The organism is Bacillus sp. ISL-7, from assembly GCF_018613065.1.
In genome coordinates this window covers 37533-53675 of record NZ_JAGGQW010000066.1, presented here as the reverse complement: position 1 = coordinate 53675, position 16143 = coordinate 37533, and the positions used below count along the sequence as shown (strand labels likewise).

Annotated in this window: 20 protein-coding genes; 12 read left to right on the top strand and 8 right to left on the bottom strand. The window is 40.9% G+C overall.

Annotated features, from left to right (window positions below; all coding sequences use genetic code 11):
* Positions 1–235: 235 nt before the first annotated feature.
* Positions 236–1162 carry a ribonuclease Z gene (rnz, locus tag J7E66_RS25515; RefSeq protein WP_215005142.1) on the top strand — a complete coding sequence of 309 codons (927 nt, stop codon included), beginning with the start codon at positions 236–238 and terminating at the stop codon, positions 1160–1162.
* A 125-nt stretch (positions 1163–1287) separates the two neighbouring features.
* Here rnz and namA read toward each other — a convergent pair whose 3' ends face one another.
* From namA to proC, 3 genes are all read right to left on the bottom strand, one after another.
* On the bottom strand, positions 1288–2304 hold the full coding sequence (gene namA / locus J7E66_RS25510) for an NADPH dehydrogenase NamA (RefSeq protein WP_215005140.1): 1017 nt from the start codon (positions 2302–2304) through the stop codon (positions 1288–1290).
* Positions 2305–2384: 80 nt separating this feature from the next.
* Positions 2385–3524: a glycosyltransferase family 2 protein gene (locus tag J7E66_RS25505; protein ID WP_215005137.1), complete on the bottom strand. Its 1140-nt coding sequence runs from the start codon at positions 3522–3524 to the stop codon at positions 2385–2387.
* Between the two features lie 59 nt (positions 3525–3583).
* Positions 3584–4429, bottom strand: coding sequence for a pyrroline-5-carboxylate reductase (gene proC / locus J7E66_RS25500; protein WP_215005134.1), 846 nt, complete (start codon positions 4427–4429; stop codon positions 3584–3586).
* A 483-nt stretch (positions 4430–4912) separates the two neighbouring features.
* Here proC and J7E66_RS25495 point away from each other — a divergent pair, with 483 nt between their 5' ends.
* On the top strand, positions 4913–5872 hold the full coding sequence (locus tag J7E66_RS25495; protein WP_215005131.1) for an MBL fold metallo-hydrolase: 960 nt from the start codon (positions 4913–4915) through the stop codon (positions 5870–5872).
* A 33-nt stretch (positions 5873–5905) separates the two neighbouring features.
* Positions 5906–6703 carry an SDR family NAD(P)-dependent oxidoreductase gene (locus J7E66_RS25490; RefSeq protein ID WP_215005128.1) on the top strand — a complete coding sequence of 266 codons (798 nt, stop codon included), beginning with the start codon at positions 5906–5908 and terminating at the stop codon, positions 6701–6703.
* 47 nt (positions 6704–6750) lie between these two features.
* Here J7E66_RS25490 and J7E66_RS25485 read toward each other — a convergent pair whose 3' ends face one another.
* Positions 6751–6942, bottom strand: coding sequence for a YqzH family protein (locus J7E66_RS25485; protein ID WP_215005125.1), 192 nt, complete (start codon positions 6940–6942; stop codon positions 6751–6753).
* A 158-nt stretch (positions 6943–7100) separates the two neighbouring features.
* On the opposite strand from J7E66_RS25485, the gene J7E66_RS25480 reads away from it, so the two are divergent.
* The 3 genes from J7E66_RS25480 to J7E66_RS25470 all read left to right on the top strand — a co-directional run bounded on the left by J7E66_RS25480 (position 7101) and on the right by J7E66_RS25470 (position 9190).
* Positions 7101–8360 carry a Y-family DNA polymerase gene (locus tag J7E66_RS25480; protein WP_215005121.1) on the top strand — a complete coding sequence of 420 codons (1260 nt, stop codon included), beginning with the start codon at positions 7101–7103 and terminating at the stop codon, positions 8358–8360.
* Positions 8361–8444: 84 nt separating this feature from the next.
* A complete protein-coding gene (locus J7E66_RS25475) occupies positions 8445–8780 on the top strand; it encodes a YolD-like family protein (RefSeq protein WP_215005118.1) in 336 nt (111 codons plus the stop codon).
* Between the two features lie 77 nt (positions 8781–8857).
* The gene (locus J7E66_RS25470; protein ID WP_088088875.1) at positions 8858–9190 is read left to right on the top strand and encodes an iron-sulfur cluster biosynthesis family protein; all 333 of its coding nucleotides are present in this window, start codon (positions 8858–8860) and stop codon (positions 9188–9190) included.
* A 21-nt stretch (positions 9191–9211) separates the two neighbouring features.
* Here the strand turns inward: J7E66_RS25470 and J7E66_RS25465 are convergent, their stop codons facing one another.
* Both J7E66_RS25465 and J7E66_RS25460 read right to left on the bottom strand, forming a co-directional pair.
* Positions 9212–10132 carry an alpha/beta hydrolase gene (locus J7E66_RS25465; protein WP_215005237.1) on the bottom strand — a complete coding sequence of 307 codons (921 nt, stop codon included), beginning with the start codon at positions 10130–10132 and terminating at the stop codon, positions 9212–9214.
* Positions 10133–10265: 133 nt separating this feature from the next.
* Positions 10266–10406, bottom strand: a complete 141-nt coding sequence (locus J7E66_RS25460) for a hypothetical protein (RefSeq protein ID WP_168244984.1) — start codon at positions 10404–10406, stop codon at positions 10266–10268.
* 245 nt (positions 10407–10651) lie between these two features.
* Here J7E66_RS25460 and J7E66_RS25455 point away from each other — a divergent pair, with 245 nt between their 5' ends.
* The 3 genes from J7E66_RS25455 to J7E66_RS25445 all read left to right on the top strand — a co-directional run bounded on the left by J7E66_RS25455 (position 10652) and on the right by J7E66_RS25445 (position 12404).
* Positions 10652–11341 (top strand): CoA transferase subunit A, encoded by a 690-nt coding sequence (locus J7E66_RS25455; protein ID WP_215005115.1) that lies wholly within the window; start codon positions 10652–10654, stop codon positions 11339–11341.
* A 24-nt stretch (positions 11342–11365) separates the two neighbouring features.
* Positions 11366–12034, top strand: coding sequence for a 3-oxoacid CoA-transferase subunit B (locus J7E66_RS25450; protein ID WP_215005112.1), 669 nt, complete (start codon positions 11366–11368; stop codon positions 12032–12034).
* A gap of 115 nt (positions 12035–12149) precedes the next feature.
* Positions 12150–12404 carry a YqkE family protein gene (locus J7E66_RS25445; protein ID WP_215005109.1) on the top strand — a complete coding sequence of 85 codons (255 nt, stop codon included), beginning with the start codon at positions 12150–12152 and terminating at the stop codon, positions 12402–12404.
* A gap of 38 nt (positions 12405–12442) precedes the next feature.
* On the opposite strand, the gene J7E66_RS25440 is transcribed toward J7E66_RS25445, so the two are convergent.
* Positions 12443–13354 carry an aldo/keto reductase gene (locus J7E66_RS25440; protein WP_215005106.1) on the bottom strand — a complete coding sequence of 304 codons (912 nt, stop codon included), beginning with the start codon at positions 13352–13354 and terminating at the stop codon, positions 12443–12445.
* Positions 13355–13419: 65 nt separating this feature from the next.
* A complete protein-coding gene (gene mciZ, locus J7E66_RS25435; RefSeq protein WP_088088870.1) occupies positions 13420–13551 on the bottom strand; it encodes a Z-ring formation inhibitor MciZ in 132 nt (43 codons plus the stop codon).
* Between the two features lie 71 nt (positions 13552–13622).
* Here mciZ and J7E66_RS25430 point away from each other — a divergent pair, with 71 nt between their 5' ends.
* The 3 genes from J7E66_RS25430 to spoIIM all read left to right on the top strand — a co-directional run bounded on the left by J7E66_RS25430 (position 13623) and on the right by spoIIM (position 16113).
* Positions 13623–14177, top strand: coding sequence for an NUDIX hydrolase (locus tag J7E66_RS25430; RefSeq protein WP_215005103.1), 555 nt, complete (start codon positions 13623–13625; stop codon positions 14175–14177).
* Complete coding sequence (locus J7E66_RS25425) at positions 14174–15337, top strand: endonuclease Q family protein (protein ID WP_215005100.1); 1164 nt, start codon at positions 14174–14176, stop codon at positions 15335–15337. The genes J7E66_RS25430 and J7E66_RS25425 overlap by 4 nt, the downstream gene beginning before the upstream one ends.
* Before the next feature lie 128 nt (positions 15338–15465).
* Positions 15466–16113 carry a stage II sporulation protein M gene (spoIIM, locus tag J7E66_RS25420; protein ID WP_214718897.1) on the top strand — a complete coding sequence of 216 codons (648 nt, stop codon included), beginning with the start codon at positions 15466–15468 and terminating at the stop codon, positions 16111–16113.
* Positions 16114–16143: the final 30 nt, after the last annotated feature.

Here is a 16143-nt window from a genome sequence, read left to right as displayed (position 1 = left end):
AAAAACCTCTTTTCTATTTATGTAAATTGTAAAATCAACAAATATCACATTTCTTGATTTTATAGCATTCCGTTAGACTTCGCAAAAATAAAACATTCAAGTCTCAATTATTTTTCACATAATAGTCCGTGCTATTCACTTATTAATTAAAGGTCCCCTAGGGAGAAATTGATTTCTTTTTGTGCTATATTAACAATATTGGATAAAAGGAACGGATTGAGAGGAGCTATTATTAGTGGATATATTTTTCTTAGGAACAGGGGCGGGGATGCCGGCAAAACTCCGCAATGTGACGTCAATTGCACTGAAATTGTTAGAAGAGCGGGGGGCCGTTTGGTTATTTGATGCCGGTGAGGCGACCCAGCATCAAATTTTACATACATCGTTAAAACCTCGTAGAATTGAAAAAATCTTTATTACTCACCTTCATGGTGATCATATCTATGGTCTGCCTGGATTATTATCAAGCCGCTCTTTTCAAGGCGGAGAATCCGAGGTAACGGTTTATGGACCAAAAGGGATTAAGGACTATATTCATGTCAGCCTTTCATTAAGCCAGACCTATTTGAAATACCCGCTAACTGTTATTGAAATTGACGAGGGGATTCTTTTTGAAGATGAGCAGTTTACAGTGGAAGCCCTCAGGTTAGATCATGGCATCCCTTCATATGGGTATCGAATTGTCGAAAAGAATCGGCCTGGAACATTACTTGCTGATAAGCTAAAGGAAGCGGGAGTACAGCCAGGGCCCATTTTTAGACAAATTAAAAATGGTGAAACAGTTACCCTTGAAGACGGCAGGACAATTGATCCGAGTAAGTTTCTAGGTCCTGAACAGAAGGGGAGAATTGTCACGGTTCTAGGGGACACACGGTACTGCGAAAATGCGATTTCATTGGCTGAAAATGCAGATCTTTTGGTGCATGAAGCGACTTTTTCAGCGGATGAAGAAAAACTTGCCCACGACTATTTTCATTCAACCACACATCAGGCAGCAGAAGTTGCTAAGAAGGCCGGTTGTAAGCAACTGTGTCTAACCCATTTAAGCTCCCGTTATGATCGAAATGCTTGGCGGGAATTGGTGGATGAGGCAAAGGAAGTTTTTCCGAATACAGATATAGCTGAGGATTTTAAAGAAATAAATATTCCTCTTCGAAATTAAATAGGGACATTCGCTAATTTTTTTGATTCGCAAATAAAACCGGGTTTTTCGCAAATAAAATAAATTGCCTGCTGATGATAGACATAAGAAGAGGATGTCCATTTAGAAGACACCCTCTTTTTGATTTATAACCAGCCGCGCTCGTATTGTTTAGGTCCCTCAATTGGAACCCCTAATTCTTTTGCTGCTGTCCGGGCCCAATATGGGTCGCGAAGTAATTCACGAGCTAGGAAGACTAAATCAGCTCTGTCATTTTGTAAAATTTCCTCGCCCTGGATCCCGGAAGTGATTAATCCCACCGCACCTGTTGAGATATCGGCGCCAGTCTTTATGGTCTCTGAGAATTTCACTTGATATCCAGGATAAACGTGAATATGGGCAGGTACAACGGCACCTGAGCTAACATCAATTAAATCAACACCTTGTTCTTTCATCCATTGGGCGAACGTTATGTAATCTTCAGCGGTTAATCCTTCTGCGTGGTAATCATGAGCAGATACTCTCACAAATAATGGACCTTCCCAAACGGTTTTCACTGCATCAATCACTTCTCGGAGGATTCGGTAGCGGTTTTCAGCCGAACCGCCGTATTCATCGGTTCTTTTATTGGAAAGTGGTGAAAGGAATTCATTGATAAGATACCCATGAGCACCATGGATTTCAATCACATCGAAACCGGCTTTTGCTGCACGCTCCGCGCCTTTTTTAAATGCTTCTACTGTTTCTTCAATATCCGTTTTGGACATTTCCTTTGGTGTTTTCATGTTTTCTTTAAAAGCAAGTGCAGAAGGGGCAAGAATTTCACCTTCTAATACGGCTTTTCTGCCGGCATGAGCGAGTTGAATCCCAGTCTTGGCACCATGCTCCTTCATAAGACCAACAAGCTCAGAAAAGCCCTCTATATGCTCATCGCTCCAGATTCCTAAATCTCTAGGGGATATCCTGCCTTGAGGTGTTACTGATGTTGCTTCAACAATAATTAGACCAACCTGACCGACCGCCCTGCTTGTGTAGTGGGTTCGATGCCAGTTTTGAACATGGCCATCTTCATGACTGGAATACATGCACATCGGTGACATTACTATTCGATTTTTAAGTGTAACACCCTTTATTGTATAGGGTGAAAATAGTTTTACTGCCATTTCAGAAGCCTCCTGAATTCAATCTGAATTATCCTTTTCTAGTATAGCAAAAGGATCTTTTTAATGAAAAAATCAAGCTTCTAATCTTTTTCTCGCAGTTCACTTAACCGATAGGTGGTTCCTCTCCAAACAATACCGCCGCGCTTAAAGGTAAGAAGGCTCGCCCGAATAATCGAATAAATAAACAGTAAGGCAGTGATTGGAAAGACCAAAAACATCATAGGGGAGAATAAGGTTAATTTTTTTATGACAACCACATAAAGAATTCCGCAAAGAACAATATTTCCAAAGCTTAATAGAGCAACTGTTGTATTCCCTGAAAAAATCATCACAAAAGGCAGAACGTTGGTGATAAAAACCCCGAGGATTGCAAAGATCACCATGCTGATACGATAGTGCAATCCGGCAAATGTATTTTTCTCTAGTCCAACTAATGCTTCTTTTAAACTTCCATACCATTCCACTTCGATTAGATGAAGTGCAGTCACAATTCTTTGTCGGTAGCCTGCTTTTTTCATTTTCATCCCAAGTTGCAGGTCATCGTCCGGCCGCATTTTTATCTTCTCATGTGTTCCAAACGATTCATAAGATTTTTTTAAAACAAGAATAAACGCACCAATCCCTGTTCCGATTTTTGATTTTGGGTTATTTGCCAACCAAGGACGTTTAAAATAAGAAAAACCAAACAGGAAAAAGGCAACAAATGATTTTAACCAAAATCGGTTAGCGCTTAAGTTTGGTGCAGCGGTTAGATGGTCAAGCTCGTGTCTTTCAAAATAGTGGAGCGCTTTTGCGAAGGCTTGTTTTTCAAATTTTACGTCAGCATCGGTAAACAATAGCCATTTCCCTGAAGCTTGAAGTGCGCCCGTGTACAAAGCGTTATTCTTCCCAAGCCAGCCCTCAGGCAATTGATCAACATGGATGACTTTTAGGCGCGGGTCTATTTTTGTTAATTCTTCCATAATGGTTCCAGTCATGTCAGTTGACCGATCATTGACAAGTATCCATTCCACATTTTTGTAGGTTTGCTCCAGCTGACTAAGGATACTTGCTTCGATTTGTTTTTCCTCATTACGAGCGGCAACTACTACAGATAATAGCGGTCCAAGCTCCATGCCTGCTTCTTTTTCCAGCGGATCTATTTTTCGTAAACCAATCAGTCCGTCTAAAAGAAAAATAGTCCAGACTAGCATACCTAAAGAAAATAAGATCGTTAGCATCCACGACACTTCCCTAGCCTTTTTTCACTAGTGTAATGTAAACTAGGCAAAAGTCCAATTTAGGAAGTTTGGTCTGCAGTCTGAAGCCTAGAACTTAATTCTTCCCCCATTTTTTTGGATTGCGCAGTTGCTGCTTTAATACATGAAATAAATGCTTGCTGGACGCCGTGTCCTTCAAGAACTCTAATGCCAGCTTCTGTTGTTCCGCCAGGGCTTGTTACTTCCATACGCAGTTGAGTAGATGATTTGCTTGATTTTTTCACCATCTCTGCTGCCCCAAGTAGTGTTTGAACAATCAGTTCACTGGCCATTTCTTTGTCTAGTCCTACTTCTACTGCACTTTTTTCCATGGCTTCGATAAGATAATAAATATAGGCTGGCCCACTTCCTGATAGCCCCGTAACGGCATCTAACTGCTCTTCTTCTACAAAAGAAGCCAAGCCAACTGTTCCAAACAAGTTCTTGGTTGTTTCTAACTGCTGCTCGGTAACACGTTGATTCACGGCAACAGCGGTGGCCGATTTTCCAACAGCAGCCGAAGTGTTTGGCATCGACCTTACAATCGCAAGTGGTAATTTTGCCAATGTTTCAATTGTCATCATGGAAACACCAGCTAAGACTGAGACGACGAGCATTTGTTCCGTTAAGTGTTCCCGAATGGATTGGACGGCTGTCGCGACATCCTTTGGTTTCATTGCTAACATCACAATGTCCGCTTGATCAAACAGTTCATTCAAATTATAAGTCGTTCGAATTCCATAACGAGTTTCTAAATTAGTTAATCTTTCTTGATTAGAATTGTTTGTAATCCAGATATTTTTTTTATTAATTAGCCCATTTTCAAGAATTCCTGAAATGAATGCCTCAGCCATCGAACCTGCACCAATAATTGCTATTTTTCCCATTAATATTCCTCCATTTCGATTCTTAAGAAAACAAAAAGACCTCTCATCCGTAAAGGACGAAAGGTCTAGCTTCCGTGGTACCACCTTCATTTACCCTTGCTTAAATTGCAAGAAGGGTTCACTCGACTCCGATAACGCCGGAAATGCGTTAGGTTTTCCTAAGTGCTCCTAAGGTAGGTTCAATGATTAAGAGGGCGGTGAAGTCTTTCAGCCGTCGAACTTCACTCTCTTTCGCCATTTCTCATTTACTGGCCTTATTCATCGCTTTAACGAATTAAATTTTACTAGATTATGCAAGATAAACAACCCATCTGTCAATAGATAAGTTTATTGAATTTTTTATTTTTTCTAAAAAATTATGCAGAAATAATGACAATTGGTTAAAAAGTCGCTACACTTTAGTATATACAATAAATGTCACATAATGTTCATATCTATATCGTTGGGTTCTTTATTTGACAATAATGTTAAGGGGATTTAGTAATGACAAAATGGAAAGACGGAATAGCGAAAATTACGGTGCCGACTCCTTTTGCGGTCGGAGATGTCAATGTCTATTTGATTAAAGGCGAGCGATTAACGCTTGTAGACGCGGGCGTAAAAACGGAACAGTCCTGGATGTCACTTAAGGAGCAAATGGGGGATTTAGGCTTAAGTCCTGCTGATATTGAGCAGGTGATTCTAACACATCATCACCCCGATCATGTTGGAATGCTAGATTTTTTTCCGGATTCGTTAGAAGTATATGGTCATTATTTGAATGAACGATGGATTCACCAAACAGAAGCCTTTTTTCAAGAACAAGAGGAATTCTTCCGTGTGCATTTTCTAGAATTCGGGCTGCCCGAGGAATATTTTTCGTTACTTTCTAAGTTAAGAAAAACATTGAAATATTCATGTAACCGATCACTAACTGGACATCTTGTTGAGGGAATGAGACCTCCAGGGCTAAGTGAGTGGCAGGTCATTGAAACACCGGGTCATGCCCAAAGTCAAATTGCGCTTTTCCGGGAAAAGGATGGAATTTTGATTGGTGGAGATTTAATCTTAGCGCACATTTCGCCAAATCCATTGCTCGAGCCGCCTGCCCCAGGTGAAACAGAAAGAGCGAAGCCACTGCTGCAACATAATGACTCCATGAAGAAGCTGCTATTGTATCCGGTCCAATGTGTCTACACTGGTCACGGCGAGGAAGTCTACCAGTTAGCAGAGTTGATTGAAAAACGATTGATACGCCAACACGAGCGGGCAATGACGGTTCATAGCTGGTTAAAAGAAGAGCAGCTCACCGTTTTTGAAATCTGTAAACGCCTGTTTCCATCTGTTTATCAGCGCGAACTGATGCTGACCCTTTCGGAAACCGTCGCACAACTTGACTATTTATCATCTATCGGGGAGATTATTAGTAAGAATACTAAGCCCGTGCTTTATCAAGCTAAGTAATATGCATTGGGTTAACTCAGATGAGGTGTAGAAATGGTTAGGGAACATTTAAAAGGTAAAAATATCGTGATTACGGGTGCCTCCGGAGGAATCGGAGCGGAAATCGCCAAGCTATGTGCGGCAAGCGGTGCCAATCTTGTTCTGCTTGCAAGAAGCATTGGTAAACTCGAGCAGCTGCAAACGGAACTACAGCAAAAGTATCAAGTAAAAGTGGATGTTTTCAAGCTGGATGTCTCGGATACAGCTCAGGTGCAGGAGGTTTTTCAACGGATTTTCGATAAAATCGGAGAGATTGATATCCTTGTCAATAATGCCGGCTTTGGAATTTTCCGTGAAGCTCATTTGGCGACATTGGACGAAATCAAGGGAATGTTTGATGTCAATGTCGTCGGGCTTATGGCCTGCACAAGCATGGTGCTGCCGAAAATGCGGGAACGGCGTTTTGGTCATATTATCAATATTGCTTCACAGGCTGGTAAGATTGCCACGCCCAAATCAAGTGTCTATTCTGCTTCAAAGCATGCCGTACTTGGATACACAAACTCACTGCGGATGGAGCTTTCCGATTATAATGTACAAGTGACTTCAGTGAACCCTGGGCCAATTGCCACTAATTTTTTTAATATAGCCGATGAAAAAGGCACGTATGTTAAAAATGTGCAGAGATTTATGCTTAAGCCTGAGTACGTCGCTCAGAAGGTCGTTGACAGCATGCTGTCGAAAACAAGGGAGATTAATTTACCGCGCTGGATGAACATGGGGAGCGTTGTGTACGTCCTCTTCCCACGGCTGTTTGAGCGGATTGGCAGACGTGCTTTTAATCAGAAATAGTTTATAAGTAAATTAGGCCTCATTTTTAGAGGCTTTTTGTTTTGCTGTCATCCTGTTAAATACTCATATACCGTATCATTCACAATCTCGTATAAATCTGCAGTTGGTTCCTCTGCTTTCGTTTGAAGGATCTGTTTGCTTAGCTTCTCCAAATCGTTGTCTCCAATAGGCATTGTCCCCGTCTCATAATACTGTTTAAAACAATTTTTGATCATCTTTGCCACCAATTTTTTATCCATAAACATGCACCTCACTATCCATTATACTATGTTTTCCTCGACTTCCATAAAAGAACGGTGTTCAAAAATTTCCATTGAATACGAACGCATATTCGCTTATGATAATGAATATAATAAAAAGGAACGAATGTTCGATATTCTGATTGTGAGGGAATGCCATGGTGGACTACAGCGCACTGCCGCAAAATAAAATTTTATGTGTGGACATGAAGAGCTTTTATGCCAGCTGTTCAGCTGTTATGTGGGGCCTTGACCCTATGGAGTGTTATTTAGCGGTGGTTGGTCAAAAAGAGCGGCAGGGAAGTATTGTCCTTGCTGCTTCGCCGCGTATGAAAAAAGAATTCGGCATCAAAACGGGTTCCCGGATGTTTGAGATTCCACAAGACCCCAGGATTCAAATTGTTGAGCCAAAAATGGCAACGTATTTGCGGATTGCTACCGAAATTTCTCGTGTCTTTAACCGCTATGTTCCGAAAGAAGCGATTCATGTCTATAGCGTCGATGAAAGTTTTATTAAAGTGGATGGTGCCATTCATTTGTGGGGGGATGCCCAAACGATTGCCAAAAAAATAAAGGATGATATTGAGCGGGAGTTTCAACTGCCGTGTGCCGTTGGAATTGGCCCTAACATGTTACTGGCAAAGCTATGTCTTGATCTTGATGCCAAGAAAAGCGGAGTGGCCGAGTGGACATATGAAGATGTTCAGACAAAGCTTTGGAATGTGTCACCGCTCAGGGAAATGTGGGGGATCGGCAGACGTGTCGAAAAAACATTAAATGGGATGGGGATTTTCACTGTCGGTCAGCTAGCCCGTTATGATTTAGAAAAGCTAGAAAAGAAATTTGGTATCATGGGAAACCAGCTTTATCATCATGCCTGGGGAGTTGACCTTTCTGATTTGGGTGCACCGCTTATCCAAGGACAAATCAGCTTTGGAAAAAGTCAAATTCTGTTAAGGGACTATAAAGAGGAAGCGGAAATTAAGACGGTCATTTTAGAAATGTGTGAGGAAGTAGCAAGGCGGGCAAGGACGCATCGAAAAGCAGGGAGAACGATAAGTCTCGGAGTCGGCTACAGCCAGGATGAATTTGGCGGCGGTTTTCATCGCTCTAGAAGCATCGGCCAGCCAACGAATGTGACGATGGAACTGTACCGTGTGTGTCTGGAATTATTTCATGAGCATTACACTGGAAAGACGGTACGGCAGATCTCGATTGCCATCAGCAATATTGTTGATGACCGTGAGCTGCAGCTTGATCTGTTCGACATGGGTGCCTATAAGAGGCGAGAGCTCGGCTATGTGGTGGATACGGTTCGCAGACGCTTTGGTTCAGGTTCCTTGTTGCGTGCGGTTTCCTATACAGCTGCTGGAACGGCTAAGCATCGGGCTACACTTGTTGGTGGACATAAAAGATAAATGTAGAAGCGCCTGTTTAGCGGCGTTAAAGCTAGACAGTAGTCAAATAATTAAGACTGAATACTGAGAAAGAAGGAGAGGCGGATGATTCGCGACCGTGGAAGGATCAAATGGACGTCGATGATGCTTCCTGAGCATGTGAAATTGCTCAGGGATTGGGTGAAAGAAGATCGGTACGAACAGAAACGAGAAATGGATGAACAGCATCTGGAGCTCATGAACGGGATCTTGTCCGAAGCGATTGAATATGATCAGTACGTGACGATTACCCATTACCGGAATCGGAACTATGAAATCGTGATTGGCAAAATCCATTACTGGGATGAACTGACGCAAAGGCTTCATGTGATAGATTGCTTTGATGAGGTGCACCGGATTCCGATGGATGCTATTGCTGACATTCGGATGACGGAGATCTAAATCTATGAGCAAAGATGAATCAACCTCTCGTAACATGTGGTACAATCACCATATGCTAAATGAGAGGGGCAATAAACTTGGAGATAACTATTACTGCAGAGGCAGCTAACAAAATAAATGAGCGAATTGACGGTCGAGAAGGCTACTTAAAGCTAAAATACGATACAGACGGCTGTGGCTGTGCCGTAAACGGGGTAGTGGCTTTGTGGTTTATACCAGAATTAGATAATGATGACATAGCTATTGAAACAAATGACCGGACGGTTTATGCAGAAAAATCAAAAATGGTCTTTTTCGATGAGCAAATGAAAATTGACTTTTCTAAAGCGTGCAATTGCTTTCAACTAAAGAGTCCGCAACAAATCCTAAATGGCCGTATGAGCCTTATAATTAAAGAAAAAACAGACTGATCCATAATGGATAGTCTGTTTTTAGTTTGGCAATGGATGATCAACATATTTTTGTAAAAATTCATCAATCACCCGTTCGTAATCAGCCCGGTTTTCATTAAAGGACTGGGCATGGCGGCCGTTAGCCGCTAAAAAAAGCATTTTAGGACCCTTTTTATGCTCAAATAAATCCTTTGTCATGGTAGGAAGGATAAAATCATCCTTTTGGCTGTGAATAAACAAAATCGGATGTTTGATATTTTCAATAACCGAAATTGGGGAAACATTTCGGATCGAATATTTGTCCCGAAGGCGTAAAAGGGCATCCCCAAGCGGTAGCAAAAGACCAGGGATGAGCTTGAAATCCTTTTTAATCAAATAAGCCAACTGCTCCTTAAAATCAGAAAACGGGCAATCGGCAATATAAAAATCTGCCCCATCCTCAAGGAGTCCAGCATATAACAGCATGGTAGCTGCGCCCATCGATTCGCCGTGAATCCCTAGTTCAAGTTGAGGTCCTTTTTCTTTTTTGAGCCAATCGACGACTGTCTTCAAATCAAATTTTTCATAATGACCAAAACTAGTTGTTTTACCGCCAGATTCCCCGTGGCGACGATGGTCATAAATTAACGTATTAAACCCACGCTCTAAGAACATATTTGCATATTTAATGGAATTAATTTTCGTTTCGGTCACACCATGAGAAATAATGATATAACGATTGGTCTGGTGCGGTTCCACGAGCTGGGCTTTAATTGTGTATCCAAAAGGCGAAGAAATATCAACCTCCCGTTTTGGGAGAGAATCAAATTCATCGGGATTATACCGGCCAGCTTCTTTTTCACGCCTTAAAATTAATTCCTCATCCTTCTTTTTCATATACATGAGACGGTTTGTAAAATACAAACCAAGAGATAACCAGAAAAACAACAAAACAAACAAAGTTCGAAATGCCTTCCTCACCATTGGCACCTCCCGTAGGAATTAATATAACATATGTAAAATAAGTACCAAGCGCCCATAAATTAGCCGTTTTAATTTTAACACAAAGAAAACCGCTGACACCAATAAGCGGTTTCCGAGTTTACAGAATGATTTACTGCTCTGCGTTTTGTCTTTTGGTAGGATGGATGGCTTTTTCGATTTCTTCAGCGGCAATCACCCGCTTGCCTCCACCTGCTGTGTCAGCATAGTTTTTTCCTTTTTGACTGGAACCTTTATCACGTTTTTGGCTCAAAATAATCTGTCCCCCTTCAAGCTAGTCTCAATTAATAAGATGCATTAGTCGAAGACTGATTATTCATGAAAAATTTAATTTAGACAGTTTGGCATTCATTTTCCCCCTCTGATAATCATATTTTCATAGTAGTGGTGTAATTTCAAAAAAGCGGGAATAATGGAAATTTTGACAAAATAAGAGGATTTTCTGTATTTTTACTAGAAATAGTAAAGGGAAAATGGGGATTAGGGGGAGAAATCAGGATGAAAAAAATATGTACATCCTTCCAGGATGCAGTTGCCGGAATTAATGATGGGGCTACATTAATGGTTGGTGGGTTTGGTTTGTGCGGCATACCGGAAAACCTGATACTTGCATTGGCAGAAAAAAGCGTAAAGGATTTAACAGTTATTTCAAATAACTGCGGGATAGATGAGTGGGGGTTAGGACTTCTATTAAATAATAAACAAATCAAAAAAATGATTGGATCCTATGTTGGTGAAAATAAAGAGTTTGAGAGACAGGTTTTAACTGGAGAACTCGAAGTAGAATTAACGCCACAAGGTACATTGGCTGAAAAAATCAGGGCAGGCGGGGCCGGAATCCCAGCATTTTATACACCAGCCGGAGTTGGAACGCCGATTGCTGAAGGGAAGGAAACGAAGGTTTTTAACGGGAGAGAATACCTTTTGGAAGAGGCGCTAACTGCCGACTTTAGTCTTGTTAGGGCATGGAAGGGCGACAAAATGGGAAATCTCGTTTACCACAAAACAGCGCGAAACTTCAATCCGATGATTGCAGCTGCTGGAAAAGTAACGATTGCTGAAGTGGAAGCACTTTGTGAAATTGGCGAATTAGATGCTAATTTTATTCATACCCCTAGTATCTATGTACAAACAATTATCGAAGGAACACAGGAAAAACGAATTGAGAGATTGACAGTGAGAAAATAGTGTTGGGAGAAGGGAGAGAGCGTAATGGTGAATGAAATTGTCTCCGTTAGAGAGAGAATTGCGATAAGGGCTGAGAAGGAAATAGAAAACGGATTTTATGTAAATCTAGGCATAGGTATGCCAACCCTTGTTGCTAATTTTATGTCAGCAAATAAACAGGTTGTCTTGCAGTCTGAAAATGGTCTTCTTGGCATCGGACCCTACCCAGATGCGGATGATGTGGACCCCGATTTAATCAATGCCGGTAAAGAGACCGTTACGGCAATTAGTGGTGCAGCCTATTTCGATAGCGCCGAATCGTTTGCGATGATTCGCGGCGGGCATGTCAACTTAGCGATACTCGGTGGAATGGAAGTATCTGAAACCGGTGACTTAGCTAACTGGATGATCCCTGGAAAGATGATAAAAGGAATGGGTGGCGCGATGGATCTCGTTCATGGTGCCCAAAAAATAATTGTTATTATGGAGCATGTGAATAAAAAGGGTGAATCCAAAATATTGAAACAGTGCACGCTTCCTTTAACGGGTAAAGGGGTAGTCAACCGAATTATCACTGAGCGCGCTGTTATGGATGTAAAAGATTCAGGGCTGAGGCTTGTAGAAGTTGCTAAAGGGTATACGATTGAGGATGTTGTCAATTCTACTGAAGCCACATTGTTTGTGGACGAAAACGTGGTACTTGAAGCTTATTAAAAATAACAAGTAAGAGCAGGCTGACTATGATTAAGCATAGCCTGCTTTTTTATATGGGCGATGCTTGGTGACATGGTATAATATAAATGAAATTTTGATGATGGAGGCGTTCTGAATGAAAAAGCAATCTAAACAAAAAAAGCAATCGAAACCCAAAAAAGATGATTCAGCGGTAACGCTTGGCGATATGATCAACCCTAATTTATTCAAGCAACTAAAAGAACAACAAGAACAGCTTAAAGCAGCAGAAGAAAAAAGAAAAGAAGACGAAGAGCTAAGAAAGAGAGAAGAAAGACGATTAAAAGAAAAAAACAAATCTTTTGCAGAACTATTAAATGAGAGCGGCATGAACTGGAAGGAGTTTAAATAAATATAATATAAAAAGGAGGGCGTACGAACGCTCTCCTTTTAACGATGTTCCTTATAAATGCCAGCCTTCGTTAACTCTCTAATTACTGAAACTTCCTCCTCAGAAAGCGGCTGACTTCTGACTGCTTTCGCATTACTCCTAATTTGTTCAGGACTACTGGCCCCGGCTACAACAGAGGCTACAACAGGATGGGCCAGATTATACTGAAGGGCTATCTCTGTAAAAGAGCGTGTGGCTGCTACCTTTTCCTTTAACAACGGCAAGACGTCATTCAACTCGGCTAAGCTGTAGTCTTGATACCCCTTCTCAGTTACCTTCTCAATCATTTTATCACTTAAAAGACCTTTTGCGAGCGGTCCGCGGGTCACAACGCTAAGCCCATGTTCCTGAAGAAGTGGCAAGGCTTCTTCCTCAGGGCGGCGGTCTAAGATACTGTATTGCATCATCACAGATACGATACTAGACTTGTTAACATATTCCCGTATTACATTTGGGCGAATAGAGGAAATGCCATAGTAGCGAATATAGCCTTCTGCTTTTAATTCTTCGAACGCTTCTATTGTTTCCTCAATTGGATCATTGATGGTCCCGCCGTGCAGCTGATAAAGATCGATATAGTCGGTACCCAGCCGGTTAAGACTTTGTTTGACTTCTTCCTTTATATAGGACTTCGAGGGATCCCATGACCATCCCTTCTGATCTTGACTCCAGCGATTCCCAACCTTTGTTGCAATAATGACATTTTCACGGACTTCCTTCAATGCTGTCCCAACTATTTTTTCATTTTCACCAAAATCATATAAATCAGCCGTATCAAAATAATTGATCCCTTCCTCAAGTGAGGCTTCAATAATCTTTCTAGCGGTTTTCTCCTCGGTTCCAATCGACATACAACCAAGTCCTAGTTCCGATACATACAAATCCGAATTTCCTAGTCTTCTCTTTTTCAAAAACTCACACCGTCCTTTTTTCTACAATTTTATAAAAGAAAAGGACAGACTACAATCGAAAGACTTTATTTTTGATTCACCTTTTCAATCCATTCGGAAACGGTGAAATAATCTTTGTTGTATTCTTTTAGTTTCTGAAGTATTTCCCATCCTTTTCCAACAAGAATGATTCCTTTATCATGAACGTACACCTTCATTCCATCCCCCTCCAAATAAAGTATGGTAAAATGTATGAGCAGATTAAAGGAATAGAACAGGAGTGACCCATATGAGCAATCTCGAAGAAAAAACACTTCATAGTGAAGAAATTTTCTCAGGAAAAGTAATCAGTCTTCATTTACAAGATGTAGAGCTTCCGAACGGGAAACAATCGAAACGCGAGATCATTAAACATCCCGGGGCTGTCGCTATTTTAGCCATTACCGACAACAAGAAAGTAGTAATGGTTGAACAATATCGGAAAGCACTGGAACGAACCATTGTTGAAATTCCCGCCGGAAAGCTGGAAAAAGGGGAAGAGCCTGAGCTTTGTGCTCGCCGTGAACTGGAGGAAGAGACAGGCTATGAGTGCAAGAGCCTTGAATGGCTTACTTCTTTTTACACCTCGCCAGGATTTGCCGATGAAATCGTTCATGTCTATGTTGCGACAGGACTAAGCAAAAAAGAAAATGCAGCAGCACTTGATGAGGACGAGTTTGTTAATCTAGAGGAATTAACTCTGGAAGAAGCAGCTCAATATGTAAAAGAACAAAAAATATATGATGCCAAAACGACTTTTGCTGTTCAATACTTACAATTGCAAGAGGCGTTGAAAAATAAATGAATCGCTACTATGTAGATTTACATATACACATTGGACGTACCTGGACAGGGAAGCCGGTAAAAATCACCGGTGCCAAGTCTCTAACGTTTACGAATATCATTGAGCATGCACGACACGAAAAGGGACTTAATATGGTTGGGATCATCGATAGCCATTCGCCTGAAGTCATCCTTGAAATGGAAAGTCTTATCCAAAGTGGAGACGTAGTGGAACATCCGGACGGTGGGTTAGTGTTTGGTGATTTAACGGTTATTCCCGGTTCTGAATTGGAGATTTATGACGAACAATCTAACGGCCCAATCCACCTGCTTATGTTTTTTCCTAGTCTTTCCATCATGAGAGAGTTCTCCTCGTGGCTGTCAGGTCACTTGAAAAATATTCAACTGAGCTCACAACGGATCTATGCCACGGGTCTTGTTTTACAAAAGAAGGTAAAAGAGTTAGGTGGAATCTTCATTCCTGCTCATGTTTTCACGCCTTTTAAAAGTTTGTATGGAAAAGGAGTCAATCAGTCACTTACTGAGGTATTGGACCCGGAATTGATTGACGCAATTGAGCTTGGATTAAGTTCTGATACGACTATGGCGGATCAAATAAAGGAATTACATGACTATACATTTGTTACGAATTCTGATGCCCATTCGCTTGCAAAAATAGCCCGTGAATACCAAGTCATTGCCATGAAGGAACCAACATTTTTAGAGTTGCAGAAAGCATTAAAGAAGGAAGATGGACGTAAAATTATCGCAAATTATGGTCTTGATCCATTGCTCGGTAAATACCATAAAACAGTTTGTGCAGAATGCCATCATCCTGCTGCTGATGAGGATCAAATATGTACGCAATGTGGAAATAAGAAAATTGTTAAAGGTGTAGCTGACAGAATCCTTGAACTGAAAACGGCTGAACAAGGTCCAGAAGACCGTCCGCCCTATATCCATCAAGTCCCGCTGGAATTTATCCCCGGCTTAGGACCTCGCTTACTTGAGAAGCTGGTTGATCATTTTGGGAGTGAAATGGCGATTTTGCATGATGTACCCTATGAAGGATTGAAAGAGGTTGTCCCGGAAAGGATCGCTGACCTTATCCTAAAAGCAAGAGCGGGTAAAGTAAATTTAGCAGCCGGCGGCGGTGGGAAATACGGAAAAATTTCAGACTAAAAAAAGATGAACCCCGGTAGCATAAAGCTATCGGGTTTTATTATGTAATCTATTAAAATGTGGGAATAGATATACTAGACTGGCATACAATGTATTAACTGAACTGAGAATAGTAGGAGGATACGCAAATGAAAAAACGATTGTACCAGTCCGATGCCGCTAGTTATTTCCGTGAGCATTCCTCAATTTTTTTGTTTATTGTTGTCTTATTTTTAATGGGAGTAATCTTTGGGGCAATTGTTGTAAACAGTATGAGCATTACTCAGAAGGAAGATTTATTCTATTATTTATCACAATTTTTTGGTCAAGTCTCAAGCGGAAAAGAAGCAGAAGACAATGATTTATTCCTGCAAAGCCTTTTCCATAATAGTAAGTTTATTGGGCTCATGTGGATACTAGGAATTTCAATCATCGGTCTTCCAGTGATACTTATTCTATTATTTATTAAAGGAATGGTAGTTGGGTTTACCGTGGGTTTTCTAGTCAGTCAAATGGGCTGGCAGGGCTTTATGCTCGCCTTTGTTTCGATTTTGCCTCAGAATCTGATTATTATTCCTGTATTCATAATGATGGCAGCATTATCAGTGATTTTCTCACTTCGAATGATCAAAAAGCAGTTTATGAAAAAATATGCCCAGCCAATCCTTCCTTTTTTTAAAAGTTATATTTTAACCTTGATTGTAGCGGTAATATTTATAGCTGCAGCATCTGGGATAGAGGCCTATCTTTCGCCTTGGTTAATGAAAACCATCATTAGTTCAACCATTTTAAAGTAATTATTATATAATACTTAATATAGCGTATTG

Excerpts from the sequence above, each read along its gene's own strand:
- namA (WP_215005140.1), bottom strand. The coding sequence starts at position 2,304 with ATGGCAGTAAAACTATTTTCACCCTATACAATAAAGGGTGTTACACTT.
- J7E66_RS25505 (WP_215005137.1), bottom strand. The coding sequence starts at position 3,524 with ATGCTAACGATCTTATTTTCTTTAGGTATGCTAGTCTGGACTATTTTT.
- proC (WP_215005134.1), bottom strand. The coding sequence starts at position 4,429 with ATGGGAAAAATAGCAATTATTGGTGCAGGTTCGATGGCTGAGGCATTC.
- J7E66_RS25495 (WP_215005131.1), top strand. The coding sequence starts at position 4,913 with ATGACAAAATGGAAAGACGGAATAGCGAAAATTACGGTGCCGACTCCT.
- J7E66_RS25490 (WP_215005128.1), top strand. The coding sequence starts at position 5,906 with ATGGTTAGGGAACATTTAAAAGGTAAAAATATCGTGATTACGGGTGCC.
- J7E66_RS25485 (WP_215005125.1), bottom strand. The coding sequence starts at position 6,942 with ATGGATAAAAAATTGGTGGCAAAGATGATCAAAAATTGTTTTAAACAG.
- J7E66_RS25480 (WP_215005121.1), top strand. The coding sequence starts at position 7,101 with ATGGTGGACTACAGCGCACTGCCGCAAAATAAAATTTTATGTGTGGAC.
- J7E66_RS25475 (WP_215005118.1), top strand. The coding sequence starts at position 8,445 with ATGATTCGCGACCGTGGAAGGATCAAATGGACGTCGATGATGCTTCCT.
- J7E66_RS25455 (WP_215005115.1), top strand. The coding sequence starts at position 10,652 with ATGAAAAAAATATGTACATCCTTCCAGGATGCAGTTGCCGGAATTAAT.
- J7E66_RS25450 (WP_215005112.1), top strand. The coding sequence starts at position 11,366 with ATGGTGAATGAAATTGTCTCCGTTAGAGAGAGAATTGCGATAAGGGCT.
- J7E66_RS25445 (WP_215005109.1), top strand. The coding sequence starts at position 12,150 with ATGAAAAAGCAATCTAAACAAAAAAAGCAATCGAAACCCAAAAAAGAT.
- mciZ (WP_088088870.1), bottom strand. The coding sequence starts at position 13,551 with ATGAAGGTGTACGTTCATGATAAAGGAATCATTCTTGTTGGAAAAGGA.
- J7E66_RS25430 (WP_215005103.1), top strand. The coding sequence starts at position 13,623 with ATGAGCAATCTCGAAGAAAAAACACTTCATAGTGAAGAAATTTTCTCA.
- J7E66_RS25425 (WP_215005100.1), top strand. The coding sequence starts at position 14,174 with ATGAATCGCTACTATGTAGATTTACATATACACATTGGACGTACCTGG.
- spoIIM (WP_214718897.1), top strand. The coding sequence starts at position 15,466 with ATGAAAAAACGATTGTACCAGTCCGATGCCGCTAGTTATTTCCGTGAG.